The 25,447-nt window shown below is 63.8% G+C and carries 30 protein-coding genes; 19 read left to right on the top strand and 11 right to left on the bottom strand.

From position 1 onward, the window contains the following. Positions 1-681: oxidoreductase dimerization domain-containing protein (locus QM797_RS24335; protein WP_283278251.1), on the top strand; the 681-nt coding region annotated here is incomplete at its 5' end. Positions 682-748: 67 nt separating this feature from the next. Here QM797_RS24335 and QM797_RS24330 read toward each other — a convergent pair. Beyond that, a complete protein-coding gene (locus QM797_RS24330) occupies positions 749-1,798 on the bottom strand; it encodes a M48 family metallopeptidase (RefSeq protein WP_283278250.1) in 1,050 nt (349 codons plus the stop codon). 324 nt (positions 1,799-2,122) lie between these two features. Here QM797_RS24330 and QM797_RS24325 point away from each other — a divergent pair, with 324 nt between their 5' ends. The 9 genes from QM797_RS24325 to QM797_RS24285 are packed head-to-tail and all read left to right on the top strand — an operon-like array spanning position 2,123 to position 10,551. After that, the gene (locus tag QM797_RS24325; protein WP_502942393.1) at positions 2,123-2,857 is read left to right on the top strand and encodes an ABC transporter permease; all 735 of its coding nucleotides are present in this window, start codon (positions 2,123-2,125) and stop codon (positions 2,855-2,857) included. Between the two features lie 12 nt (positions 2,858-2,869). Then, entirely contained in the window at positions 2,870-3,742 is an 873-nt protein-coding gene (locus QM797_RS24320; protein ID WP_283278248.1) for an MlaE family ABC transporter permease, read from the top strand. A 2-nt stretch (positions 3,743-3,744) separates the two neighbouring features. Further along, positions 3,745-4,785 carry an MlaD family protein gene (locus tag QM797_RS24315; protein ID WP_283278247.1) on the top strand — a complete coding sequence of 347 codons (1,041 nt, stop codon included), beginning with the start codon at positions 3,745-3,747 and terminating at the stop codon, positions 4,783-4,785. Further along, positions 4,782-5,786 (top strand): MCE family protein, encoded by a 1,005-nt coding sequence (locus tag QM797_RS24310; RefSeq protein ID WP_283278246.1) that lies wholly within the window; start codon positions 4,782-4,784, stop codon positions 5,784-5,786. Before QM797_RS24315 ends, QM797_RS24310 begins: the two co-directional genes overlap by 4 nt. Then, the gene (locus QM797_RS24305) at positions 5,783-6,820 is read left to right on the top strand and encodes an MlaD family protein (protein ID WP_283278245.1); all 1,038 of its coding nucleotides are present in this window, start codon (positions 5,783-5,785) and stop codon (positions 6,818-6,820) included. The genes QM797_RS24310 and QM797_RS24305 overlap by 4 nt, the downstream gene beginning before the upstream one ends. Next, on the top strand, positions 6,820-7,947 hold the full coding sequence (locus QM797_RS24300) for an MCE family protein (protein ID WP_283278244.1): 1,128 nt from the start codon (positions 6,820-6,822) through the stop codon (positions 7,945-7,947). Before QM797_RS24305 ends, QM797_RS24300 begins: the two co-directional genes overlap by 1 nt. Then, positions 7,944-8,972, top strand: coding sequence for an MlaD family protein (locus tag QM797_RS24295; RefSeq protein ID WP_283278243.1), 1,029 nt, complete (start codon positions 7,944-7,946; stop codon positions 8,970-8,972). Before QM797_RS24300 ends, QM797_RS24295 begins: the two co-directional genes overlap by 4 nt. Continuing rightward, positions 8,969-9,913, top strand: a complete 945-nt coding sequence (locus QM797_RS24290) for an MlaD family protein (protein WP_283278242.1) — start codon at positions 8,969-8,971, stop codon at positions 9,911-9,913. The genes QM797_RS24295 and QM797_RS24290 overlap by 4 nt, the downstream gene beginning before the upstream one ends. 32 nt (positions 9,914-9,945) lie before the next feature. Further along, a complete protein-coding gene (locus tag QM797_RS24285) occupies positions 9,946-10,551 on the top strand; it encodes a hypothetical protein (protein WP_283278241.1) in 606 nt (201 codons plus the stop codon). Positions 10,552-10,589: 38 nt separating this feature from the next. Here the strand turns inward: QM797_RS24285 and QM797_RS24280 are convergent, their stop codons facing one another. Together QM797_RS24280 and QM797_RS24275 are read right to left on the bottom strand one after the other, a co-directional pair. Continuing rightward, entirely contained in the window at positions 10,590-11,354 is a 765-nt protein-coding gene (locus tag QM797_RS24280; RefSeq protein WP_283278240.1) for a class I SAM-dependent methyltransferase, read from the bottom strand. Then, complete coding sequence (locus tag QM797_RS24275) at positions 11,351-11,911, bottom strand: carboxymuconolactone decarboxylase family protein (RefSeq protein WP_283278239.1); 561 nt, start codon at positions 11,909-11,911, stop codon at positions 11,351-11,353. Before QM797_RS24275 ends, QM797_RS24280 begins: the two co-directional genes overlap by 4 nt. Before the next feature lie 91 nt (positions 11,912-12,002). Here QM797_RS24275 and QM797_RS24270 point away from each other — a divergent pair, with 91 nt between their 5' ends. Next, a complete protein-coding gene (locus QM797_RS24270; RefSeq protein WP_283278238.1) occupies positions 12,003-12,932 on the top strand; it encodes an ABC transporter substrate-binding protein in 930 nt (309 codons plus the stop codon). A gap of 4 nt (positions 12,933-12,936) precedes the next feature. Here the strand turns inward: QM797_RS24270 and QM797_RS24265 are convergent, their stop codons facing one another. From QM797_RS24265 to urtA, 6 genes are all read right to left on the bottom strand, one after another. Beyond that, the gene (locus tag QM797_RS24265; RefSeq protein ID WP_283278236.1) at positions 12,937-13,605 is read right to left on the bottom strand and encodes a GntR family transcriptional regulator; all 669 of its coding nucleotides are present in this window, start codon (positions 13,603-13,605) and stop codon (positions 12,937-12,939) included. An 11-nt stretch (positions 13,606-13,616) separates the two neighbouring features. Continuing rightward, the gene (gene urtE, locus QM797_RS24260) at positions 13,617-14,309 is read right to left on the bottom strand and encodes an urea ABC transporter ATP-binding subunit UrtE (RefSeq protein WP_283278235.1); all 693 of its coding nucleotides are present in this window, start codon (positions 14,307-14,309) and stop codon (positions 13,617-13,619) included. After that, complete coding sequence (gene urtD / locus QM797_RS24255) at positions 14,302-15,132, bottom strand: urea ABC transporter ATP-binding protein UrtD (RefSeq protein WP_283278234.1); 831 nt, start codon at positions 15,130-15,132, stop codon at positions 14,302-14,304. Before urtD ends, urtE begins: the two co-directional genes overlap by 8 nt. Beyond that, the gene (gene urtC / locus QM797_RS24250) at positions 15,129-16,220 is read right to left on the bottom strand and encodes an urea ABC transporter permease subunit UrtC (RefSeq protein WP_283278232.1); all 1,092 of its coding nucleotides are present in this window, start codon (positions 16,218-16,220) and stop codon (positions 15,129-15,131) included. The genes urtD and urtC overlap by 4 nt, the downstream gene beginning before the upstream one ends. Then, positions 16,217-17,101: an urea ABC transporter permease subunit UrtB gene (gene urtB, locus QM797_RS24245; RefSeq protein ID WP_283278231.1), complete on the bottom strand. Its 885-nt coding sequence runs from the start codon at positions 17,099-17,101 to the stop codon at positions 16,217-16,219. Before urtB ends, urtC begins: the two co-directional genes overlap by 4 nt. A gap of 71 nt (positions 17,102-17,172) precedes the next feature. Further along, complete coding sequence (gene urtA / locus QM797_RS24240) at positions 17,173-18,450, bottom strand: urea ABC transporter substrate-binding protein (RefSeq protein WP_283278230.1); 1,278 nt, start codon at positions 18,448-18,450, stop codon at positions 17,173-17,175. Between the two features lie 207 nt (positions 18,451-18,657). On the opposite strand from urtA, the gene QM797_RS24235 reads away from it, so the two are divergent. Continuing rightward, positions 18,658-19,179, top strand: a complete 522-nt coding sequence (locus QM797_RS24235; protein WP_283278229.1) for a hypothetical protein — start codon at positions 18,658-18,660, stop codon at positions 19,177-19,179. Between the two features lie 225 nt (positions 19,180-19,404). Beyond that, on the top strand, positions 19,405-19,839 hold the full coding sequence (locus tag QM797_RS24230) for a hypothetical protein (RefSeq protein ID WP_283278228.1): 435 nt from the start codon (positions 19,405-19,407) through the stop codon (positions 19,837-19,839). Between the two features lie 19 nt (positions 19,840-19,858). Here QM797_RS24230 and QM797_RS24225 read toward each other — a convergent pair whose 3' ends face one another. Beyond that, positions 19,859-20,878 (bottom strand): agmatine deiminase family protein, encoded by a 1,020-nt coding sequence (locus QM797_RS24225; protein WP_283278256.1) that lies wholly within the window; start codon positions 20,876-20,878, stop codon positions 19,859-19,861. A gap of 23 nt (positions 20,879-20,901) precedes the next feature. Next, positions 20,902-21,888, bottom strand: a complete 987-nt coding sequence (locus QM797_RS24220; protein WP_283278227.1) for a nitrilase-related carbon-nitrogen hydrolase — start codon at positions 21,886-21,888, stop codon at positions 20,902-20,904. An 82-nt stretch (positions 21,889-21,970) separates the two neighbouring features. On the opposite strand from QM797_RS24220, the gene QM797_RS24215 reads away from it, so the two are divergent. The 6 genes from QM797_RS24215 to QM797_RS24190 all read left to right on the top strand — a co-directional run bounded on the left by QM797_RS24215 (position 21,971) and on the right by QM797_RS24190 (position 25,445). Then, complete coding sequence (locus QM797_RS24215) at positions 21,971-22,567, top strand: TetR/AcrR family transcriptional regulator C-terminal domain-containing protein (RefSeq protein ID WP_283278226.1); 597 nt, start codon at positions 21,971-21,973, stop codon at positions 22,565-22,567. A 98-nt stretch (positions 22,568-22,665) separates the two neighbouring features. Beyond that, positions 22,666-22,875, top strand: coding sequence for a helix-turn-helix transcriptional regulator (locus QM797_RS24210; protein ID WP_283278225.1), 210 nt, complete (start codon positions 22,666-22,668; stop codon positions 22,873-22,875). Between the two features lies 1 nt (position 22,876). After that, positions 22,877-23,359 carry a DUF2029 domain-containing protein gene (locus QM797_RS24205; protein WP_283278224.1) on the top strand — a complete coding sequence of 161 codons (483 nt, stop codon included), beginning with the start codon at positions 22,877-22,879 and terminating at the stop codon, positions 23,357-23,359. A 68-nt stretch (positions 23,360-23,427) separates the two neighbouring features. Then, positions 23,428-24,048, top strand: coding sequence for an MFS transporter (locus QM797_RS24200; protein ID WP_283278223.1), 621 nt, complete (start codon positions 23,428-23,430; stop codon positions 24,046-24,048). Between the two features lie 26 nt (positions 24,049-24,074). Then, positions 24,075-24,638 (top strand): MFS transporter, encoded by a 564-nt coding sequence (locus QM797_RS24195; protein ID WP_283278222.1) that lies wholly within the window; start codon positions 24,075-24,077, stop codon positions 24,636-24,638. Positions 24,639-24,656: 18 nt separating this feature from the next. Then, on the top strand, positions 24,657-25,445 hold the full coding sequence (locus QM797_RS24190; RefSeq protein ID WP_283278221.1) for a MerR family transcriptional regulator: 789 nt from the start codon (positions 24,657-24,659) through the stop codon (positions 25,443-25,445). Positions 25,446-25,447: the final 2 nt, after the last annotated feature.

Below are 25,447 nucleotides of genomic sequence, written 5' to 3'. Positions count from 1 at the left end.
GTCACCGTCGAGATCAAGCACAACAAGTCCGGCGAGAGCGAGACGTTCACCGTCGACAAGGTGATGCAGTCCGTCGGTTTCGCCCCTCGTGTCGAAGGCTTCGGCCTCGAGAAGACCGGCGTGGAGCTCACCGACCGCGGTGCCATCGGCATCACGAACACGATGCAGACCAACGTCCCGCACATCTACGCCATCGGCGACGTCACGGCCAAGCTGCAGCTCGCCCACGTGGCCGAGGCGCAAGCCGTCGTGGCTGCCGAAACCATCGGCGGCGCAGAGACATTGCCGATCGACGACTACCGCATGATGCCCCGCGCCACTTTCTGCCAGCCGCAGGTCGCCAGCTTCGGTCTCACCGAGGATCAGGCCCGCGAAGAAGCGCAGGCTCGCGGATCCGACATCAAGGTGGCGAACTTCCCGTTCGCCGCCAACGGCAAGGCGCACGGCTTGGGCGACGCCACCGGCTTCGTCAAGCTCATCGCCGACACCGAGCACGGCGAGCTTCTCGGCGGCCACCTCATCGGACCGGACGTCTCGGAGCTGTTGCCCGAGCTGACCCTGGCCCAGAAGTGGGACCTGACGGTCAACGAGCTGGCCCGCAACGTCCACACGCACCCAACGCTGTCGGAGGCACTGCAGGAAGCGATCCACGGCCTCGCTGGCCACATGATCAACTTCTGATCCTCTCCCCGAACACAACGGCGGCGACCACTTCGGTGGTCGCCGCCGTTCGTTTTCGGTGCGCTGCCTACGACTTTCGCCAGTGATCGAAGCGACCCTTGATGTCCGACGCCACGTCGCCGATTCCGTTGCCGACGGCGTCGACGGCACCAGTGAATCCGCTTCCTATGTCGCGAACCGTCTTGATCAGCGGGTCCTCCGAGGTGTCGAAGTTGTTCTTGTACGTGCGCGCCGCGTTACGGAACTCCTCCGACACCTTGGCCTCGTGATCGGTGGACCTGCGCGGGTAGTCGCCTCGCAGTACGGTCGCGTACTCGCCGCTGTCGACCCACTTCTTCAGCTCGGCGGCGCGCAGCACCGAGAAGGGATGCGAGAGGAGTTCGAGATTGAGCAGCTTGAGCACGCCGTCACGCAGATCCCCACTGGCCTCGTACTCGGCAGCTTGCTCGAGGAATGCGTCGACGTCGATCTCGTTGATGCGTGCGCCACCCGCCAACTTGAGCTGCACACGGATCGCGGTGTGCACATCCTGTCCGCACAGCAAACCCGCTCTGTCAGCGGATAATTCGGACTTACGCTGCCATTCCATCAGTCCGGCGATGACCGCGCGCAGGGCCCAGCCGCCCACCGGAACCCAGCCGACGGTGCCGGCGAGGCGCATCAGATGCATCAGCACGGTGCGATACACCGCGTGACCGGACAGCGCGTGGCCCAGCTCGTGTCCGACGACGAATCGCTGCTCCTCGTAGGTCATGATGTCGAGCATGCCGGTGGTCAGGACGATGAACGGGCGATCCATGCCGATGGTGAACGCGTTGACCATCGGCGACTGAACCACGAACAGTTCGGGTGTCTCCTCGGCCCCGAGGATCTGCACGCAGTCGCTGCGTAGGTCGTTCAGATCCTTGAATTGGCGCTCGTCGACGCGCACCGCGGTGGCGAGATACATCAGGCGATGCTGCCGTTCGCGCAACAGCCCGGACAGCGTGCGCAGAACGGTGTCGAACCCTTTGAGGGTGCGCAGTGTGACCAGGGCAGCTCGGTCCGACGGGTGCTCCCACGTGCGAGAGGAGATGTCGGGGAATTCGATGCGGGTGCGATCCGGAGAGGTGGTCAAATCTGTTTCTCCCAGCAGTCGGTGGAAAATTAAAGTATCAGTAAAGCGGGGTGAGCGGTCCGAACTCGAATCATGAAGCAGTGCTACCGATTCTGTGAACACTCATAGCTCAGTAGGTGATGAAAACGTCACCTGCCCGTCGGCCAGCTGATACTTTCCCTTCGCGACGCTCCGAGGGGTTCGGCGCGCGCTGCGAGCGCACCCACAGGTGCGTCGCGTAGTCCACCATGGGGGTGAGCCGAATTGGCGATCCGATCGAACGTCACCGGAGCCGGGCGCTCGCGCGTGTTCACCGGATTTCGTACCTTCGGCGGCGCGCTCGAGCTGGCCCTCGACGCCTTCGTTCACCTCGTCGCCGACATCGCGCGACTGCGCCATCCGTGGCGTGATTCGGTCGATCAGGCATGGTTCGTGGTCACCGTCACCGCAGTTCCCGCCATCCTCGTCTCCATTCCGTTCGGGGTCATCGTCTCGGTGCAGGTGGGTTCGCTCACCGACCAGATCGGTGCCACGTCGATCGCCGGTGCCGCGGGCGGTCTCGGGGTGATCCGGCAGGGTGCGCCGATCGTCGCCGCGTTGCTACTCGGCGGGGCCGCCGGTTCGGCCATCGCCGCAGACCTCGGATCGCGCACGATCCGCGACGAGATCGATGCACTGAAGACCATGGGCATCGACCCGGTACGGCGCCTTGTCGTTCCCCGGCTCGCGGCGATTCTGTTCGTGGCACCGATGTTGTGCATCCTGATCATCTTCATGGGTATCGCCGCCGGCTACACGATCAACGTCGGATTCCAGGGCGGCACACCGGGAAGCTACATCTCCTCGTTCGCATCCTTCGCGTCGGTCGGTGATCTGGTGGTCGCCCTGATCAAGACGGAGATCTTCGGGGTCATCGTGGTCATCGTCGCCTGTCAGCGCGGTTTCGCCGCCGTGGACGGACCTCGCGGCGTAGCCAATGCCGTCAATGCTGCTGTCGTCGTCGGAGTGATCTCGGCCTTCACGGTCAATGTGGTCATCACTCAGTTGGTGGCCATGTTCATGCCTCAGAAGCTGGGATAGGGAGTCGAATCGATGGCAACACCATCTCGCTACTCACCGCACGGCACCGTCCTCGTCGGCCGGTACGTCCAGCGACTCGGGCGAATCCCCGGCTCGATGCTGCAGGCGCTCGGTCATCAACTGACGTTCTGCCTGCAGGTGCTCACCGCGATTCCGCACACCGTGCGTACCTACCGCAGGCAGATGATGCTGATACTCAGCGATATCACCTGGGGCACTGGGGCATTGGTGGTCGGGGGCGGCACCGTCTCGGTGCTCGTCGTGCTGGGTGTCGCGGTGGGTGCCTCCATCGGGATCGAGGGTTTCAACACGCTCGGAATGGTGGGTATGGAACCGCTCACCGGGTTCGTCTCCGCCTATGCCAGCACCCGTGAGTTGGCACCGATGGTCGCGGCCATCGGCTTCGCCGCGCAGGCCGGGTGCCGCATGACGGCAGAGATCGGCGCGATGCGAATCTCCGAGGAGATCGATGCGCTCGAGGCGCAGGGGATTCGCTCGATCCCGTTCGTCGTCACCACGCGGGTGATCGCGGGCATCATCACCATCGTTCCGCTCTACCTGTTGACGTTGATTCTCAGTTACGTTGCGTGCCAGGTGGTCGTCAGCGTGTTCAACGACCAGTCCTCGGGTACCTACGATCACTACTTCACGGCATTCCTGCAGCCGATGGACGTCGTCTGGTCGCTGCTCAAGGCGACGATATTCGTCGTCACCATCATCTTGATCCATGGTTACCAGGGCTACTACGCATCCGGCGGACCCGAGGGTGTGGGGCGGGCGTCGGGGCGCGCAATTCGAGCCAGTCTCATCGCCGTCGTCATTCTGGACATGATCCTGACGATCGTGCTGTGGGGATTCGATTCGGGCATAAGGATTTCGGGCTGATCATGGCGGTTTTGGAGGATTTGTCCGGGCGGTCGGCCGGGCCTGCAACGCTCAGAACACGTGGGCTGGTCGTCGTCGCGATCGTCGCCGTGGTGGCGGTACTGCTCACCGCGTACGCCAAGGGATACTTCGAGTCGACGTTCCCGTTGACCATCGATGCGGCAACCGTCGGCGATGGTCTTGCCCCCGGTGCCGAGGTCAAGTTCAGGGGACTCGCGATCGGTACCGTCGACCGGATCGACACACTCGGATTCGGTCGCCAACGAATCGAATTGTCCATCGACGGAGCGCAATCGGCAGAACTGACCGATACGCTGAAGGCCCAGTTCACCTCGTCGAACATCTTCGGTTCGACGGCCATCGAGCTGATCTCCGACGGTACGGGCGGAGCGCTTCCGGAGAACTCGACGCTCACCATTGCACCCGACAGCGCCAATGTCACTGTCACCAGTGTCTTTCGGCGGGTAGCGGCGTTGACCGAGGTACTCGATTCGGACCAGGTGCAGCACCTGTCCGATCTGTTGGCTCGGATCTCCTCGGATGTGTCGGAAGGCCTGAAGCCCTACTTCGACACTGCCCGTATGCTCACCGAGAATCAGATCGATCCGCTTGCGCTCAAGTTGCATCGCGGCGGCGAGCTGGGGCAGGGAATCGACGATCTGATACCGCCGCTGCTGGATCTGGTGGTGGGAGTGGTGGACAACAGCGCCTACTACGAGCCGATGGACAACCGCACCCGCACGCTCGACGCCATCAACGGCCTCAGCAACGATTTGCTCTATCCGCTGGGCAAGATGCTCGAGACGAACAACCCGAACCTGACCGAGTTGCTGTCGACCACTCTGGACCTGCTGGTGCCGATCACCGCCTCGCTCGGAACGCTGGCCCCGGCGTACGACCGAGTGCCGACGGTGATCGACGGTGTGTCGGATGCCTTCCCGGTCGTCGACGGCGTTCCTCAGCTGCAGCTCGACGTCATCGTGCGCACGATGCCGAACATGGCGAGTGCCGTGGACGCGTACGAGAGCCAGGGGGAGCGGTGATCAAGGTGAGCGGAACCGTCGTCAAGTTGATGGTGTTCACGGTAGTGATCGTGCTGTGCGCCTACGTGATCGTTGCAGCGTTGCGAACTCCTGTGGGCGGTGAGAAGTCGCAATACACAGCGACTTTCGACGACGTCTCGGGACTGTACGAGGGTGACGACGTCCGTATGTCCGGCGTGCAGATCGGCAAGGTCGACTCGATCGATCTCGACGGCTCACTGGCGACGGTCTCGATGGAGGTCGAGGACTCACGGTCGGTGTACGAGACGACGCATGCCGCCGTTCGCTACCAGAACCTGCTCGGTCAGCGGTACGTGGAACTGGTGCAGACCGGGTCCGCGTCCGATCGGGTGCTCCCGGCCGGGTCGACCATCGCTCTCGAGAACACGGTGCCCTCGTTCGACATCACCGAGCTGTTCGACGGATTCAAGCCGATCTTCGACACCTTGGACACCGCGCAGCTGAACCTGTTCGCGGAGAACATCCTTCGCATGGTGCAGGGCGACGGCAGCGGAATAGCGCCGGTGCTGAAAGATATCGACACGATCACCACCTTCGCCACCCAACGCGAGGCGATCATCGCCCTGTTGATCGACAACCTGGGGCAGATCTCGTCGACGATCAGCGGAAAGTCGGCCTCGGTGGCCAGCCTCGTCGAACAGTTGACCTCGCTGGTATCGCGGCTCAGTACCGAGATGGATCATGTCCTGTCCTCCCTCGATCAGGCGAACTACGGACTCGGCCCGCTGGTGGGGCTGGGCGAGCAGCTCCGGGACGCGTACGACGGCGGCTACGCCCCGGTGGACGGCATGCTTCGCCGCTTGATACCGCAGACCGACCAGGTCACCGAGATCCTGGCGCTCGCTCCGTCGTTGTTGACCGGACTGAATCAGCGCATCCCCGGACCGGGGCAGACCTACACGTGTAGTCAGGGGCAGCAGGACATTCCGGGAATCGGTCGGATCGTTCTCGGCAATCAGAATTTGGTGGTGTGCCGATGAACGGGCAGCAGAGATCTCCGCGTCGGACGGTCCGCAAGGGTGTTCGCGACGAGCAGTCCGAGAACCGCAAGTATCTTACCTGGGGTGTCCTCGGCGCGCTCGTGGCCGCGGTTCTGCTGCTGGGAGCAGGCGCGGTGTACGCCGTGCCGTTCGGCGAGAGGACGTACGTCGCGCATTTCGGCTCGTCCGGTGGCCTCGCGGCCGGGGACGAGATCAGAATCGCCGGGATCGCAGTCGGCACCGTGCGCACGGTGGCTCTCGCCGGCGATCACGTCGATGTCACGTTCGGGGTGGACCGCGACGTCTTCGTCGGCGATACCTCCAGTCTCTCGGTGCAATTGCTCACTCCGATCGGTGGGCACTACGTCAAGCTCGAGTCCACCGGTGACGAGCCCCTCGGCGACAATCCCGTTCCGAAGGAGCGGACCAAGACCCCGTTCGACCTCTCGGACACACTCGAGCAGGTGACGCCGTTGGTGCGCGACATCGACGGCTCGACACTGCGTGCGACCGTCGCGGAGGTGGACAAGGCCTTGACCGTCCAGCCGGAGTCGACTCGTCGGGTGGTCGACAGTCTCACCGAGCTCACCGATCTGATCGCTCAGCGCTCCGATCAACTCGAGCGAGGCTTGGCGGTGTCCGACGAGTACACCGCGGCTCTGTCGTCCGATCAGCTCATGCTCGACGAGTTGGTGCGGCAGTTGGGGACTCTGACGAAGGGCTTCGGTGACAAGCGCACCGATGTCGTCAACGCATTCGATCTCTTGAAGCGCCTGTTCGAGCTCTTCCATCGCCCCTTGATGGCGTACGAGGAAGGAATCGAGCCCTCCGTGGTGCAACTCGAGGAGATAGTGCAGAAGGTCTTCGATCGATTCGGAGACTTCGATGCGGCGCTGACACAAGTCAAGACTGCGTCCGATCAAATCGGCGCGTTGGTGGCACACGGTGATGGAGGCGGACCGGTCATCGATCAGTCGCAGAGCGTCGTCACCGGTGCGGGCGTGTGCATTCCAGTTCCAGGGAAGGCGTGCTGATGACTCGGCAGTGGAAGCGACCGGTGATAGTCGGGGCGTCGTTCGTCGCCGTGGTCGCACTGACCACCACGGTGGCGTCGGCCAGCGGAGTCATCGATGTGGCGAGCCGAACATCGAGTGTCTGTGCGCAATTCAGCGATACGGTCGGGCTGTACGAGGGGAACTCGGTGACGATGCTCGGCGTCGATGTGGGAACCGTGACGTCCATCGCCACCGACGACAGCGTTCCCGACGGCGTCCTGGTGACCATGGAGGTGGACGAGAACCTCGCACTACCGGCCGATGTCGGCGCGGTGACGTTGTCCAGTTCGATCGTCACCGACCGGCATGTGGAGTTCACCGAGCCGTACACCGGCGGTCTCGAACTCGATCGGGCCGAGTGCATTCCGCTCGCGCGCACCCGCACCCCTCTCGGTGCGAGTGAGACATTCGACGCCGTTTCGAAGCTGGCCACGGATCTGCTCGGTCCGGCCGATGCCGACGGCACTCGTCCCGAGATACTCGGCAACGCGCTTCGTTCGGTCGACGGTGCCCTCGACGGCTCGGGGCCACAGCTGAATTCGGCCATCGCGCAGCTCTCGACGCTGGTGGGTGAACCCACCGATCGGGACGCCACCGTGCGGCGACTGATCGACAACATCGACAAGCTCGTGGATGTGTTCGCGGTCAGCTGGCCCGACGTCGCCAAGCTGCTGGACAACTTGAAGGCCGGCATGATCACGCTGTCCGAGTTCACCACGGCGTTCAGCGGCGGAGTCGGGTTGGCGGTGGAACTCATTCCCGTCCTGGCGCGGCAACTCGACAAGTACGGTGACAAGATCTACGGATTCCTCGACCAGTTGATACCCATCGTGGACGTGGGGCTCGGCCGAATAGGCGACATCAAGGACATTCTCGAGCAGGTGCCCACCGTCAGCGACTCGCTGGTGACGCTCTACGACGAGGATCTGCGAGCAGGCCGATTGACGTACCACCCGCCACAATTCGAGATCGACACCAATTCTCCCAACGAGATCTGCGCCGTGATCAACAAGTACCGTCCGACCTGTTCGGCCGACCAGCAGCGCGGCGATGTCATCGACGTCGGACTGGTGCAGTTGATTCTCGGATCGGCGGGATGGCGATGATGCGGATACGGTACCGGGCTGCAACGGTTCTGGTGATCGGCACTGTGATCGCCGGCTGCAGCGCGAATCCGGCCGATCTGCCCATCCCCGGTAGCTATGTCGACGGTGACAAGTACACCGTGGACATCGAGTTCTCCAGCGTGCTGAACCTGCCGGCCAAAGCGAAGGTCATCGTCGACGGTGTCGACGCGGGAGTCCTGGACCACGTGACTCTCGTCGACCACAAGGCCGTAGCAACCGTCGATCTGTCAGCCGATGTTCGCCTACCGAAGCTGACGATCGCCGAGCTGAGGCAGAGCACGATCCTCGGTGAGATCTACATTTCGCTTCAGCCTCCCGAGAACGACTCGAGTGCAGACGAATTGGCGGACGGCGACGTCATTCCGCTCGAACGGACCGTGCCTGCGGACAACGTCGAGGATGTTCTGCGCGGACTGGCCGACGTGGTGACCGGCGGGCACGTGGTGGAACTGCAGGAGGCGGTGAACAACGTCAACGCAGCGGTGCCGCACGATCCACAGATGTTCGACCGGGTGAACAACGCGGCTCGTGCTGCCATTGCCGATCTGGGAGCCAACACCGGCGACATCGACCGTATTCTCGCAGCAGCAGAGGGAGTTTCGAACACTCTGGTGCGGCAGGAATCGGGCCTGACACGGGTACTCGATCTTGGCCCGTCGCGGGCGCAGGGGCTGTCCGAGGTCCTCTTCAGCGTGGTGAACCTGATCTTCGCCCTCGGCTACATGTCTCATAACGTCGGCGACGTACTCGGCCCGCCCTACCCGGAGTTGAGCGGTGCAATCGGAATCATCCTGCCCGCGATCATGACCATTTCCTCGGCCGACACCACCGTGCCGATGAACGCCGAGAAGGTGAACACTCTGCTGCGTGAACGCCTCGTGCCGTTCTTCTCGACGACGCCGAACATTGCGATCGATTCTTTTCGGGCAGAGGGTGTGCCGGACCCAGGGGTCAGGGCCGACGAGATGATCGGCGTGCTGCGATCGATCGGAATAGTGCGATGAAGTTCTCCACGGTGTTCTCACTCGTCGCGCTGTTGGTGCTCACCGTTGCCGGCATCGGCTACATGAGTATCGGTGTTCTTGGCATGGACCCGCGCCGCGACCACAACACGGTCATCGTGGAACTGGCGAGCTCGGGTGGTCTGATGGATACCTCGCAGGTCACGTCACGCGGAATGAAGATCGGCGAGGTCGACGACATCGCCGTCACCGGCGCCGGACTGAGTGTGACGCTGAGTCTGGATGCCAGCCATCGCATTCCGGCCGATTCAGACGTCGTCGTGGCCAACCTGTCGGTGGCGGGGGAGCAGTACCTCGATATCCGACCGCGCCGCGCAGGCGCGCCGTTCCTGCACGACGGGTCGGTGATCCCCGTGGATCGGACGCTCGTATCGGCCACCGTCAGCGACACCCTCGGGAAAGTCGATGCTCTCGTGGCTCAGATCGACACCGGTGCGCTCTCGGGACTGGCGGAGACCGCGAACACCGCAGTGCTGGGCCGCGACCCCGAGATCGACAACCTCGTCGACACCTTCAGGCTGCTCGCTCTGACGTTGCGGGACAAGAGCGAAGAGATTCGGCACCTGTACGACAATGCCCAGGAACTCGGACGAAAGGCGTACGGGTACGGGCCGGTGCTCAGTGACGCAGGTCCGTGGGTAGGTGCCACCGGCCAGGGAGTGTCGAGTCTGCTGCAAGCATTCGAGCAGTACTCCTACGTGGCGTCGGATGTGTGGGACGACCCGATCGGTCCACTCATCACCAAGATCGACAGCTATCTCACCCCCACATCCCCGGACCTGGCGCTGATCGCCACGTTGTTGAAGCCGTACACGGCGCCCATCAAGCCTCTGCGGGTGGACGCGGGGAAGATCATCGACATGTTGGGTGGGATCTTTCCGGAGGGAGGACCCGCGCGAGTAGCCGTGACCATCCCGAACTGACCGATTTCTCTATCCGACACTGGAGTGACCCCATGACCGATACTGCACCCCCTCAGGAACACGACGTCCCGGCCGAAGCGTCGACAGCCTCCGAATCGACTGCCCCCGAGGCGTCGACGACCCCCACTCCGCGGGAGTCGGGTCGCTCGATCCACACGGTTGTCGCGGTCGTCGTTGCGGTTGTCGCCGTCGTGATGGCAGCGGTGTTCGGCTACCTGTGGCACTCCGCCGCCGGCGATCTCGACGCTACGCGGCAGCAGGAGACCGATCGGCAGATCGCATTGAACACAGCCCAGGAATACACGACCAGATCGCTGACGTACGACTACAACGATCTGGACGCGTTCTTCGCCAGTGTCAAAGACGGTGCGGCGCAACCGCTGCAGGATCGGTACGACGGCGTGAAGGATGCACTGACGGCGATCATGACCGAGTCGCAGGTGGTGGCCACGGGCGAAGCGCTCTCGGCCGCAGTCGATTCCGAGACCGACGGTGTGTACAAGATCTCGGTGTACGCGCAGCAGCAGACGCGTAACGTGCAGTCGCCCGACGGCGGTACGGTGGCCAACATCCTCGCCGTGACCGTCTCCGATCACGACGGGCGATGGATCGTGGACGATTACGGACCCAAGAGCTGAAACGGACCCAAGAGCTGAGGCCGGTTCGTCTGTAGCGGTTACTGTTTGGTGGCGCTGACGAACTGGGCAAGTCCCCGGACGTCCTGCTCGATCTCGGTCAGTCCCGACGCCGCGAACACGTCCACGAACAGGTTCTTCGGGAACATCTTGACGCCCGCCAGGCCGGTTCCGAAGCCGACGACGGAACCGAGTGGTGCCGGGCGAGGCTCGCAGCTGGTCATGATCGCGATGCGTCCACCGGGGCGTAGTACGCGAATCAGTTCGTCGAGTACCGTCATGGGCTTTGGAATAAGATACAAAGCGGCATAGCAGCATACGGCGTCGAAGGTGCCGTCGGAGAAGGGTAGACGCGCCGCGTCGCCGCGCACGTACGCAGCCCTCGGTCCACGGTTGTCCTGCACTGCCCGGGCGATCATGGCCTCGGAGATGTCGAAGCCTATCGCGATACCGTCCCCCGTGAGCTGCTCGGAGAGAAACCTCGTGAAATTGCCGGGACCCGACGCCACGTCGAGGACCTTCTGGGGGCCGTGCAACCGCAGATCGGCGACGGCTTTGGCACGCTCGGCAGACATCGACATGCCTGCGATGCCCATCATGGATACCCCGAACGGCCGCCACAGCTGTTCGTAGATGGCTGCCACCACGCGGTTGTTCATCGCGATGCTCGCAGGCGACGGGTTCGGTGCGGGCAGGTTCGGCAACAGTTCGACATAGCCGCCGTCGGTGCGCGCCATTGCCCGCAGCACCTCGGGCTGGATCATGTCGAGCGCGCGTTGCAACGCGGCATCAGGTCCGCCGCTCATCGTCGTGGGGCCCGGTCGCCATAGTCGCGCTCGACGCGAAGGGTACCCAAAGTGGTTGCCAGACCGTCGTATTGAGTGACCAGCAGCACGAACTCGATCAGCCGACGCTCGTCGAACTGGGCACTGAGTTGGGCCCACGTGGCGTCGGCGAGGGTCTTGGTGTCGACGAGCTCGTCGACGGCGGTCAGAATGGTGCGGTACCGAGTGGACAGCCCGGGTGCTTCGGGTCCGGCCATGATCGAATGAAGCAGATCCCGGTCGATTCCCGCACGCCTGCCGAGGCGAATGTGGTGGTCCATCTCGTACGCGGAATCGCGCAAGTGAGCCACGCGCAGGATCACCATCTCGGATTCCTTGCGCGAGATCTTGCCTCCTGGCATCAGATGCCCGCTGTAGAACAGCCATGCTCGGAACAGGCCGCCGGTGCGACCGAGGGTGGTGAACAGGTGGGGATTCGGCACGCCGGCACCCTTGGCGATCACCTTGCAGATGACCCAGTTGATGGGCCCGAGAGTCTTGGCGGTACCGGACGGAATGCGTGGAGTGGTCACAGCCACACCGTACCGACTGGCCGGCCGAACGTCACCGGACAGTAAGAGGATAGGCTACCCTATTTGTGATTCCGAACAATTTTCCCACGGAGGACCCTTGACGACGTTCCACGCCCGTATCACTGCCCTCGCCCTCACCGTCGCCGCCTTCGGTGTGACTGCGACGGCGTGTTCGTCCACCGACGCCACCTCCGACGGGGCGGGCAGCGCAACGCGATCGATCGAGACAGTCCGGGGAACGGTCGACGTTCCGGAAACCCCACTGCGTGTGGTCACACTCGAGCCGGTCGAGCTCGACACTTCCGTCGCCCTCGGTGTCGTACCCGTCGGCACCGCGGTGCTCAGTGACGTGAGCGGTGTGCCGTCGTATCTCGGCGCCGAAGCGGCCGACATCGCCACTGTCGGCACGGTGGCCGAACCGACCATCGAGGACATCGCGGCCCTGCAACCCGACCTCATTCTCGGCACCGAGACTCGGCACGCCGAGTACTACGACCAACTCTCCGCCATTGCGCCGACGGTGTTCATCGCCTCCCAGTCCGATCCGTGGCGCGACAGTGTCCGGTTCGTCGGGCGCATTCTCGGCAGGGAGGCGAAGGCGGAGGAACTGCTCACCGCATACGACGACCGGTGCGGCGAGATCGCCGAAAAGTTCGGAACCGAAGGGGAGACAGCACAACTGATCCGGCCTCGTAACGGTGAGTTGACCCTGTACGGACCGTCCTCGTTCGCCGGCAGCACCCTCGAGTGCGCAGGGTTCACCACTCCGCCGCGACCGGAATGGGCCGACGAGATCTCGGTCGACCTCTCACCCGAACTGGCAGCCCAGGCGGCAGCGGACTTGATCGTCGTCACCGCCACCGATCCGTCGGACCCGGCGGCGATCCCGGCGTCGATCACCGCCAATGCAGCCGCGCTGCCCAATCCGCATGCGGTGGATCAGTCTTACTGGATCACCGGCGTCGGACCCAAGGGTGGACAGTCCGTGCTCGACGACATCGATCGAATCCTGTCGGGTCGCGCCTGACGCGTCAGATCCGGACGGCACCCGCCAGCGCCGCGGCCTGCTGGGCGCGCTCGACCACTCGATCGCGCGAGGAATCGATGTGGGCGAGAAGTAGTTCCAGAGCCGTGTCGAGGGTCCCGGCCAACAGATGCTCGACGATGTCGATGTGCTCATCGATCGCCGAGACGACGGCCGATGCATCGAGTCCGCCGAGTATCCGTACCGGACGTACCTTGGCGTTGACGGTGCACAGGGCATCGGTGAGTGCCGAATTGCCGGACGCGGCAAGCAATGTGACGTGGAAGTTCTCGTCCAGCGCCACCAGGTCGTCGGTGGTGTCGGGCGGGTCGGTACGTAGCGCGACCCAGGTGGCCGACAGCGTCGACAGCGACTCCCGATCGAAGGACTGCGACGTCGAACGTGTGATGCCGCGGGCCTCGAGTGTGGCCCGTAGCTCGTAGAGATCGGGCAGGTCGGTCAGCCGAGGGCGATAGGCGTGCAGGCCCGCCTCGTCGCGGGTGACGAGACCGTCGGCCTGCAACCGTGCCAGGGCCTCCCGCACGGGAGTGCGTGAGACCCCGTACAACTCGGCGAGACGCTCCTCGCCGAGCCGCTCGGTGGAGCTGATGGCACCGGAGATCAGATCCCGGCGCAGTGACGAATAGACCTTCTCGCGAAGGTCGCTGCGCGGCACGACTCGACCGGTCAGATCGCCATGGCTGCGCGCACGTCGGCCTCGGACTCGGTACCGCCGACGCCGGTCGAGGTGATGCGGCCGGCTTCGAGGATGTAATAGTTCTGCGCCGACTCGAGGGCGAACCCGATGTGCTGCTCCACCAGCAGTACTCCGAGACCACCGCGGCGGGTGAGCTCGAGAATGGTGCGTTCGATCTCGGCGACCACCGACGGCTGGATACCCTCGGTCGGCTCGTCGAGAATCAGCATCCGGGGTTCGGTGATCAGCGCTCGCGCGATGGCGAGTTGCTGGCGCTGCCCGCCCGAGAGCAATCCTGCTCTGCGGCCGAGCAATTCCTTCAATGCCGGGAACAGATCGAGTGCCTCGTCGATCAGAGCCTTGCCGCGCTTGCGGCCGTCCGCGACGACCTGCAGGTTTTCGGCCGTCGTCAACTGACCGAACGACTGCTGGCCCTGCGGCACGTAGGCAAGGCCGCGGGCGACGCGGGCGCTGGGCCGCAACGCACTGACGTCCTCGCCGTCGAACATGACCTTGCCGGAGTTGACCTTCAGCAACCCGACCGCTGCCCGCAGCAGGGTGGTCTTGCCTGCGCCGTTGTGGCCCATTACCGCCGCGACTCCGTCGGCCGGAACCGTCAGCGAAGCACCGTGAATCACCTCGCTGCGGCCGTAACCGGTACGCACATCTACCAGTTCAAGCATGACCGGCTCCCTCTTCTGCGATCTGTTCGAGTTCCTCGCCCGCCGCTGCGGTGCCGAGGTAGACCTCCTGGACCTTCGGATCGGCCTGTACCTCGGCCACTGTGCCCTCGGCCAGAACGCGTCCGGCAGCCAACACCGTCACGGAGGTGGCGAACATGCGCATGAAGTCCATGTCGTGCTCCACCACCACTACGGTCCGCTCACCGCCGATCCGTTGCAGCAGCTGGCCCGTCTCCTCGCGTTCCTCGTGGCTCATACCGGCGACCGGCTCGTCGAGTAGGAGCACATCGGCGTTCTGCACCAACAACATTCCGATCTCGAGCCACTGCTTCTGGCCGTGGGCGAGGATTCCTGCGGCCTTGTCTCGTTCGGCCGTCAGACCGATGGTCTCGAGAGCCTCCTCGATCTGCGGAAGCACCGATCCGCGTCGACGCAACATCGTGAGTACCGATCGACCGGACCCGGCCGCGATGTCCAGGTTCTGCAGCACCGTCAGGTTCTCGAAAATGCTGGCGGTCTGGAACGTTCGGCCGATGCCCAGGCGCGCAATCTGATGCACCTTCTTGCCCAGCAGTTCGACGCCGGATTTGGTGACCGACCCGGTAGCCGGGACGAGGCCCGTGATGGCGTCGATCAGCGTCGTCTTGCCTGCCCCGTTGGGGCCGATGAGAAAGCGCAGATCGCCCTGCATCAGCGTCAGATCGACGTTCGTGTTGGCCTTGAAACCGTCGAAACTGACCGTCAGGTCGCGGACTTCGAGGTACTGACTGGACATGCCGGCGTTGCCGCCGAACGTGGGCTGCGGGCCTTCGACATGAATCATCGTGCGAGTTCCTTCTCTTGTTCTGCGCTCGATTCAGGGACCGATTCGGTGTCCTGCTTTCGCTTGCGCAATGCGAAGAGTCCGGCGATGCCGGCGGGGAAGAATCCGACGACCACCACGAACAGCAGACCCTGTGCGTACGTCCAGCCGGACGGGAACTGCTCGGACAGCGTGGTCTGAGCCCACGCGACGCCGAGGGCGCCGAGGACCGGCCCGAGCAGGGTGGTGCGGCCGCCGATGGCGACGCCGATGAGGAACGCGATGGACGGGACGATGCCGACGTCGTTGGGGGAGATGATGCCCACGATCGGAACGAACAGTGCCCCGGCCAGTCCCGCGAAGAACGCCGCGGCCACGTACGCGACGATCTTGACGTTGGCGGGGTCGTAACCGAGGAAGCGGACGCGCTCCTCCTGATCGCGCACCGCCACCAGCAGCTCGCCGTAGCGCGAGTACATCAGCTGGCGGGTGATGGCGACGACGGCGAGCAGCACGCCTGCGGCGATGAAGAACAGCATCTGCTTGTTCGCGGGGTCGTTGAGGTTGAACCCGAAGAACGTCCGAAACCTGTTGAGCCCGTTGGAGCCGCCGGTGCTCTGCTGTCCGATGAGCAGAATCGCGAAGGCGGCGGCCAGGGCCTGGCTGAGGATCGCGAAGTACGCGCCCTTGACTCGGCGCTTGAACACGCCGAGGCCGAGAACCAGTGCCACCAGGGCCGGCACGAACAGGATGCCCAGGATCGTGGAGATGGGTGAGGTGAACGGCACCCAGTACGAGGGAAGTTCACGGATACCGGCGATGGACATGAAGTCCGGTACGTCGTCGCCGCGCAGATCTGCGTCGGAGATCTTCAGGTGCATGGCCATGATGTAGGCACCGATACCGAAGAACACGCCCTGGCCGAGAGTGAGCATTCCGCCACGACCCCAGGCCAATCCGATTCCGACGGCCACGATCGCGTAGCAGATGAACTTGCCCAACAGATTCAACCGGAAGTCGCTGAGGACGGCCGGAGCAACGGCGAACAGCAGGATCGCGGCGAGTGCGAATCCCAGTAGAGCGCCGCGCTTGGCGATGAACTCGCTCATACCAGGCTCCTTGTCTTGACGGCGAACAAGCCCTGCGGGCGGGCCTGCAGGAAGATCACGATGAGGACGAACACGATGACCTTGGCGATCGAGGCCGTGGTGCTGTATTCGATGAACGAGTTGAGGATTCCGAGAGCGAAGGCGGCGATCACCGCGCCCTTGATCTGGCCGAGTCCGCCGACGACGACCACGAGGAAGGCGTCGATCAGATAGCTCTGTCCCACAGTGGAACTGGTGGATCCGATCAGAGTCAGTGCCACGCCCGCGACGCCCGCCAAACCGGAGCCGAGAAAGAACGTCGAGATGTCGGTCCTGCGGCTCGAGATGCCCGAGGTCTCCGCGAGATCGCGGTTCTGCACCACCGCGCGGATGCGTCGACCCATTGCGGTCTTCTTCAGCGCGATCGACAGTGCAACAACGGCAACGACCGCGAGGACGAGAATGAAGATTCTGGTCTTGGGCACCACGGCACCGAGAATGTCGACGCCGCCGGTCAGCCATTCCGGGGAGACGACGTTGACCGCCGGAGCGCCGAAGATGTCGCGAGCGAGCTGCTGCAGGATCAGCCCGACGCCGAAGGTGACGAGCAGGGTGTCCAGTGGACGGTGGTACATGCGCTGGATCAGCGTCACCTCGAGCAGCACACCCATCGCGCCGCCGACGAGGAAGCCGACGATCAGCGAGATGAACAGTGAAGCGCCGCCGGTGGAGACGATCTGCTGCACAACGTAAGCCGTGTACGAACCGGCCATGATGAACTCGCCGTGCGCCATGTTGATGACGCCCATCTGACCGAACGTCAGTGAGAGCCCGAGGGCGGCGAGCAAAAGAATGGATCCGATCGACAGGCCGGTGAACAACTGTCCGATCACGACGTCCATAGAGAGCTCCTTCGGAGCATGTGAGTGGAACTTCGTAGCAGGCTACGAAGTTCCACTCACATGGGTGGTGGTCAGTTGAGGTCGGAGGCCCAGTCGTAGGTCTCGAGGAACGGGTCGGGTGCAATCGCTTCGGGGGACTCCCACACCGTGTAGATCAGTCCGTCGGGGCGGATCTCTCCGATGCGGGCGGTCTTGGAGATGTGGTGGTTGTCGCCGTCGATGACGACCTCGCCCTCGGGAGCGGCGAAGCTGACGCCGTCGGCCGCGGCCTGAATATCGGCCACCGCAAAGGAATTGGCCTTCTCGACGGTGTTCTTCCACAGGTAGACCGAGGTGTAGGCGGCTTCCATGGGATCCGAGGTGGGCTTGTCGGCACCGTACTTCGCCTTGTAGTCGGCGACGAACTTGGTGTTCTCCGGGCTGTCGACGGTCTGGTAGTAGTTCCAGGCGGTCAGCTGGCCCTCGATGTTCGCGGCTCCGATACCCGCCACTTCCTCCTCGGCGATGGACACCGAGATGACCGGCATGTCAGCAGCTTTGAGGCCGGCGTTGGTGTACTCGCGAAAGAATGCGACGTTCGAGTCGCCGTTGAGGGTGTTGAACACCGCGTCGGCGTCGGCCGAGCGCACCTTGTTGACGATGGTGGAGAAGTCGGTCGAGCCGAGTGGGGTGTAGTCCTCGCCCTTGATCTCGATTCCGTTGGCCGCGGCGTAGGCCTTGATCTCGCGGTTGGCCGTTTGCGGGAAGACGTAGTCGCTACCGACCAGATAGAGGGACTTGACGCCCTTCTCTTTCAGGTAGTCCAGGGCCGGAATGATCTGCTGGTTGGTAGTGGCACCGGTGTAGAAGATGTTCTTCGACGCCTCGAGGCCCTCGTACTGCACGGGGTAGTAGAGGAGCGCATCGTTGTCCTCGAACACGGGCAGCATCGCCTTGCGCGACGACGAGGTCCAACCGCCGAAAACTGCTGCGACACAATCGCTGCTGATCAACTTCTCGGCCTTCTCGGCGAAGACCGTCGGCTCGGACGCGCCGTCCTCGGCGACGACCTCGATCTGCTTGCCGTCGACGCCACCCGCCGCGTTGATCTGCTCGACGGCCAGTGCGATCGAGTCACGAACCGTCACTTCGCTGATCGCCATGGTGCCGGACAGCGAGTTGAGCGAGCCGACCTTGATGGTGTCACCCGAGGTGTCCACACACGAGGTGGCCGAGCTGCCGCCGCCCTCGGCGGAGGTGGTGTCGCTCGCCTTGCTTCCGCAGGCGGTGGCGACCAGGCTCAATGCAGCCAGAGCTGCGGGAACGACCATGACGCGCTTGACGGACATGCGCTTCGAGACAGCAGGCATCTACGGCCCTTTCGGAGTTTGTATACAGAGGTGTATTCGCGATTGCGAACAGTAAAGGGCAGTTATTGCGTTGGTATGTTCCGCGGTGACGAGTCTGTTTCCCGCGTTACGCCGAGGTAAAAGCAGTTCGATGTCAATCATTCTTGACATTTTTTGACAAGCAGAGTTGACTTTCGGCATGTCCAAAGACGAAGGAGAGGATCGATCATGAGCGCATTCGTCAGAGCAGCACGATTCGTCGGCGACCTCGACGACGACTTCTACAACGACGAGCTGCAACGCGACATCTGGAACGAGGCCTCGGCCGTCGGGTTCCAGTCTTTACTGTGGATCGGACTGATCGGTGGCGCGGTCCTGCCCTACGCGGCGGGTGTCACCGGGGCGTGGATTGCGCTCGGCCTGTTCTCCGTGCTCATCTCCGTGTCCTTCGTGGTGTTGGGATACGCCAGGGTGCGGGGGATCGACATGTACGCCTCGCAGAAACTTCGACGCACACGGATAGTGCTCGCCGGACTGCTCTTCTTTCTCAGTGGTGCAGGAGCGGCGCTTCGACTCCTGGCTCATTACGGCGGCGGCAATCTCCAGTCCATGTGGATCGGAGCGGCGATCGCTGCGCCGGTGGGGCTCGCGGCGGGAGTGGTGGGTATCAAGAATCGGCGGCGTCGGGTGCACGAGGCCGAGCGCGCCGCCGAGAAGGCCGAACTGCTCGGGTTCGACCCGAACAAGTGACGTGCATTATGTGAATCGTCCTAGACCTGGGGTGACAGGACGTAAAGATACGTAAAGGTATCGGTTTCGATCAGTCCGTTCGCAGATCCGCCGCCCGGGAGGTATGTTCTGTCCGATGACATCACGATTGTCCGGTGTCAGCGGCTGTTGCAGGGCTGGTCGGACGCGGGTTCGTAACGTGGCCGAGCTTGCGCCCGATGATAAGAGAGGCTCGGTTCGAGGCCGATGACGATGTGCACTACCAATCCGCCCTTCGTCGCGCCACGAAGTACCAACGAGACCACGTCGGACGTTCACCTCACGGTGGAGCACGCTAACAGGGAAGTCGAGGCCGTGCGCAGAGACAAGAGCTACCTCAGACTCGTTGGATCGAGCACGCCGCAGCCCACCATCGAGGCTCACGGCGGACCCAAGACCATCACCGTTCACGTCGACAATGTCCTGCCGGGTCAGATGTGCGAGATTCTGCATAACGGCATGCTGTCGCTGAGCCACCGCGTCACCGTCGGCGACAACATCTCGAGCATCGACATCACCACGTTCGCCCTCAAGCCGGGTGAATACAACGTGTCGCTCCGTCTCGACGGACGCCTGGACTGCGTGACCGAGGCCCAGACCGTCGTCGTCGGCGAGCACTTGGAAGTTCGACGCAGCTCGTAGGACGTCCGAATGCCAACCGTCAGCCGCGAGCGCGTGCCGACGGTTGGTGCTGGGTGATGCAGTGGATGCCTCCGCCTCTCTCGAACAGAGGCCTCGCGTCCACGCTCACCACCGTTCTTCCCGGATACGCGTCACGTAGGACCGCCGCTGCCTCGTTGTCGGCAGGGTCGTCGTAGCTACAGGCAATCACGCCGCCGTTGACGACGAGATGATTGATGTAGCTGTAGTCGACGAACCCGTCCGCATCCCGCAATGTCCGCGGAGCCGGCACCTCGACGATGTTCCAGTCTTCACCCGAGCCACTGTGAGTAGCGCGCAAAGTCTCGATGATCAGTGCGCTGACCTCGCAATCGGGGTGAGCCTGATCACGTTGCCGGTGCACCAGAACGGTTCCCGGTGAGGGAATGGCAGCGACGATGTCGACGTGGCCGCGGGTGCCGAAGCGCTGGGAATCCCGTGTCAACCCACGAGGTAACCAAATGACGTGCTGCGCACCGATGGTCCGCGCCAACTCCGCTTCGATGTCCCCTTTCGACAGACCGGGGTTGCGGCCGGGATCGAGCTGGACGGTCTCGGTGACCAGCACCGTGCCTGCGCCGTCGACCGCAATGCCGCCACCCTCGTTGACGATCGGTGACGTAATCCTCTGCACCGCAGCGTGATCGGCGACGAACTCGCCGATGCGGCAGTCCTTGTCCCACTGCGCCCAGTCCTGTGCGCCCCAGCCGTTGAAAATCCAGTCGACGGCAGCGACCGAACCGTCATCCGAATGAACGAATGTCGGGCCTATGTCGCGCATCCATGCGTCGTTCAGCGGTGCCTCGACGATGTCGATATCGCGAGAGAGGTACGTAGCGGCCACCGCATGCTCGGCCGGATCGACGACGACGGTCACCGGCTCGAAATCCGCTACCGCATGCGCGACGGCCGCCCAGGTGGAGCGGGCCTCGTGCTTGGCTTCCGGATCGTCGCCGAGGGAGTAGCCCTCGCACGGGAACGCCATCCACACCTTGTCCTGCGGTGCCGTCTCGGACGGCATCGTGTATTGCGTTGCGGCCGTAGTCACTTGATCACCGGCGTCGCAGCGTGTCCGTCGCCGTATGGGGCGTCCGAGCGCACCGGCTCGATCAGGCGGGAGTAGGTGTCCGGTCTGCGGGTGAGCAGAAAAGGGAAGAGCTCCAACCACTCTCGGCGCTGGTCGAGGTCGAGATCTGCAACGAGCACGGCCGGTTCGTCGCGCGGTGCCTGAATCAGTATGCGGCCATAGGGATCGGAGATGAACGACGACCCGTAGAACGTGATCGCGCCTTCGTCGCCGCACCGGTTGGGTACCACCATGAACAGGCCGTTGGAAATTCCATGTCCGACGATCACGTGCTGCCACAGCGGCTGAGTGTCGAACGCCGGGAACGACGGCTCGGACCCGATGGCCGTCGGATACGCAAGAATCTCTGCGCCACCGAGTGCATAGCTGCGCGCGACCTCGGGAAACCACTCGTCCCAGCAGGTGGGTAGACCTACCCGGGCACCGCCGAGTTGTTCCGGTGAGTAGACGGGGTACGGGTCCTCGGCCGGGCCGGGGCGGAAGTAGGTGTCCTCGTAGTATCCGGCCGAGATGGGGATATGCAGCTTGCGGGTTCTGGCCAGCAGTTCGCCGGAGGGGGAGACCATGATGGAGGTGTTGAAGCCCAATCCGTCTGCTGCCTCCGACTTCTCGTACAGCGAGGCATGGACCACGATGCCGTTGGCGGCGGCGGCTTCGGCGGCCAGGCCGAAGGTGGGTCCGGTCGTCAGATCCTCGGCCGCGCTGCCGGGGTTCGCACCGGCGGGGGTGTCGGCCGGGTAGCGCAGCAGGGTGATCTCGGGCAGGAAGACGACCTGCGCCCCGAGGCCGGCGGCTGTCGAAATGGCTTGGAACAGTTCGCCTTTCGATTCGGCTGCATCGGGATTCCAGCGATGCTGCACCAGACCGACCCGCAGTGGCGGCCGATCGGTTGGGGTGGTCCGGGTCAGCGCCTCGGGAGGCGTGAGATTGGTGAGGGTCAGCATGCCGATCTCCTGTTAAAACGAATGTGATTCGTTAAGTATCGTTGATGTCTGCCTCGAACGCAACGGATACGGGAGAAATGCTGTGGGAAGACCGTCGGCACCCCTTCTCGACGTCGATCGCATCACGACGGCGGCCCTGACTCTCGTCGAAGAGTCGGGTGGATTCACCATGCCTCAGCTGGCCAAGAAGCTGAAGGTCAGTCCGTCCTCGCTCTACAACCACGTGTCCGGACGTGACGAGATCATCGAGTTGCTGCGGGGTCGGGCGATGTCCGAGGTGGAGATGCCGGAGGCCGGTACGCCGTGGCGTGAGGCGCTCGCCTGGATCGCGCGCGGGTACCGAAACAGCTACGGGCGGTACCCACGGCTGATTCCACTGCTGACGGCTCAGGCCGTGAACAGCAGTGCTGCGTTCGGGATGTACAACACGTTGGCGCGGGTGCTGACAGACGCCGGATTCGAGCCCGCCGACGTGCTCCGCATCATCACCGTGCTCGACAGTTATGTGTTGGGTTCGGCCCTGGACCTGGCAGCTCCCGAGGCACCGTGGCGCAGCAGCCGCGACGTGGAACCGGAACTGAAAGCCGCACTGGACGCTGCGGGAGATCTGCACGAGCGGTCCGAGGACGCCTTCGAGTTCGGGCTGCAGGCGCTCCTGATGGGACTCGATCCTCGGTAGCGGACGTCAGGGCATCGAAGGCGACGCGGCTCGATGTCGGGCGATGGTCAATGACAAGAGGGGTTGACATTTTCTGACAAGTCGGCTTGACTTTTGGCATGAACAACGCGCTGAGGACCAATGCGGTGCGTGAACACCGGAAGGCTGCGCGGCTGACCCAAGCAGAGCTCGGTAAGGCCTGCGGGGTTTCCCGGCAGAGCATCGTCTCTGTCGAAGGCGGCGACTACGCACCGAGCGTCTACCTGGCATTGAAGCTGGCCGGGGCATTGGGCACCACCGTCGAAATATTGTTCGGAAACGAGGAGTGACATGAGCGCATTCACCAAGACCATGCGATTCGTCGGGGATCTGGACGACGAATTCTACGATGACGAACGCCAGCGGGATGTGTGGAACGAAGCCTCCGCCATAGGTTTTCAGCTGTTTTACTGGTCTGCACTCATCGGCGCAGCGATTCTGGCGTGGACTGGGAGCACGGCAGGAGCGTGGTTCGCGCTCGGGATTCTCGTCCTGGCCACACTGATCAGCTGTGCAACGCTCGCCTATTCGGCGGCGCGCGGGGTGAACTTGTACACCGCAGCAAAGCTCGGACGGGTCCGAGGGGTTGTTGCCGGCGCGATCATGGCAGCCGGTTACATCGGAGCCCTCGTCAGGCTGCAGCCAGACGTCTACTCGCAGGTGAGCTCGTGGGCAGGCGCAGCCGTGGGTGCCGTGGCCGGGGGCGGCGTCGCCGTACTCATCATCTGGCAGATGCGGAAGCGCAACGCGCGTTTCGAGGCAGGGGAGATCTGAGCGACAGCCCAGCCCGTCGGGCACGTACATCTTGACCTTGACGCAACGTCAATCGTGATGATCGAGTCATGAGTCGCATCCGTTTTGCTGTCCCGCTGTACATAGGTGGCGCGTCGTTGTCGCTTTTCGGCAACTCGGCCATCACGATCGTCCTGCCCTGGTTGGTGCTTGCCACGACCGGAAGCCTGTCGTCGGCCGGTCTGATCGCCGCGGCAGCCGGCATCGCTGCGGTGCCGGCAACATTCGCCGGTGGTCGGCTGATCGACCGATTCGGGGCACGCAACGTGGCCGTCGTCTCCGATCTCGGCAGCGCGACTGCGGTACTCGGCCTGATCGTGGTGAGCGCGACGGTGGGGATGTCGGTGCCATGGTTCGTGGTGCTGGGAGTCGCAGGCGCTGTCTTCGATGTTCCGGGGATGACGGCTCGTCAAGCGATGCTCGCCGACGTCGCGTCGATCTCGGGAGCGTCGGTCACCACGGTGGCCGGGTTCTTTCAGACCGGGTTCTCACTGGCGTTCCTGGCCGGACCGGCTCTGGCAGGCCTGCTGTTGAGCATGCTGGATCCGATCGACGTCGTTGCCGTCACCGCCGCGTCGTCGGTGGCCGCTGCGGTGCTGACTGCGTTGGTTCCGGTCATGGGCAGGCATTCCCGACTGCCGCCACGGGCTCCGGGAGTGCGCTGGACCTGATCCGTGCCACGCCCGCACTGCGGGCGATGCTGATTTTCGCGTTCCTCGCGAGTCTGGTCACCCCGCCGATGATCAGCCTGCTGCTGCCCGGCCACTTCAACGAGATCGGCGAACCCGGGCAGCTGGGCCTGGCGATGTCGGCGTTCGCGATCGGAGCCCTGGCGGGGTCGGCACTGTTCGCTTTGTTGGCCGCTCGATCGCGACGCGTCACTTTCGTCACGGGAATGGCTGCGATGACGGCCGGCATCTGGCTGTTCGCACAGCTGCAGGGATTCTGGATCGTCGCGGCCGGGATGCTGGTGATGGGTCTCGGATCCGGCCTGTTCGGTCCGATCTGGAATGTCTACGTGGCCGAACAGGTCCCCGCAGACGTTCGGGGGCGCGTCCTCGGCTGGCTGAACATGAGCGGGCTCGTGGCCGGGCCGATGGGGTTGGGACTGATGTCGGTGGTCCTCGTCGGGGGCGATCTCGGTCTCGGGGCCGTCGTGATGGGAATCGGATGGACCGCTGTCGCTGCCTATGCAGTGCTGAGTCCGGGTGCGCGTGCGCTGACCGAACCGGTGCCGCACTCTGCCGGTGTGAACGGTTGATCGGCAAGAATGGTCGCCATGCTGCGTATCGGTGAGCTGGCTTCCTATGTGGGAGTGACGACCCGAACCGTGCGGTTCTACCACCAGCAGGGGCTGTTGGATGAGCCACGACGCGACACGTCGGGCTACCGTCTCTACGACGGGGAAGCGGTGCTGCGGCTGTCACGCGTCGTGGCTCTTGCCTCGGCCGGTGTGCCACTGGCGCGCGTCCACGAGCTACTCGACGCCTCGCAGGAAACTTTCGACATCGCCTTGGTCGAGATCCACGCCGACCTGAACAACAGGATCGAACGTTTGGAGAAGGATCGCGACAGACTCGAGCGGTTGCGCGCCGGCGACGCGCTGGTCCTTCCCGAGGTGATCGTCGGCCTGATCGTGCACCTGCGTGAAGCGGGTATCGATTCCGGAGTGGTCGATCATTATCGCGACGCCTGGGTACTGACGTATGCCGTCTACCGGTCCAGGCTCGATCCGTGGCTGGAGGAATTCGGTGCCCTCATGCTCAGGGACCCGGGCTATCTGGCGATCATGGTGCGCTCTTTTCGAGCAGCAGAGCTCGAACCTGACGACCCACAGATCAAGGAGCTCGCGGACGACACGGTCGAGTGGATGGTGAACGCCTGGGACAGTGATGCCCTCGAATGGTCGTTCGAGAGAGGTCTCGACGACCATCGAGCCAACGCACTGCTCGAAGCGCAGTGGGCCGACCGGCCTGCCTGGGTACGGGTCAGCGAGCTGATCTTGCAAGGCCTGCAGGAGCGCGGCATCGCGCACTCCAGACCCTCACGGAGGCAAGAGGACGGCTGACC

This window comes from Rhodococcus sp. IEGM 1381 (assembly GCF_030056795.1).
GTDB lineage: Bacteria > Actinomycetota > Actinomycetes > Mycobacteriales > Mycobacteriaceae > Rhodococcoides.
This window is presented reverse-complemented; position numbering and strand designations above follow the sequence as displayed.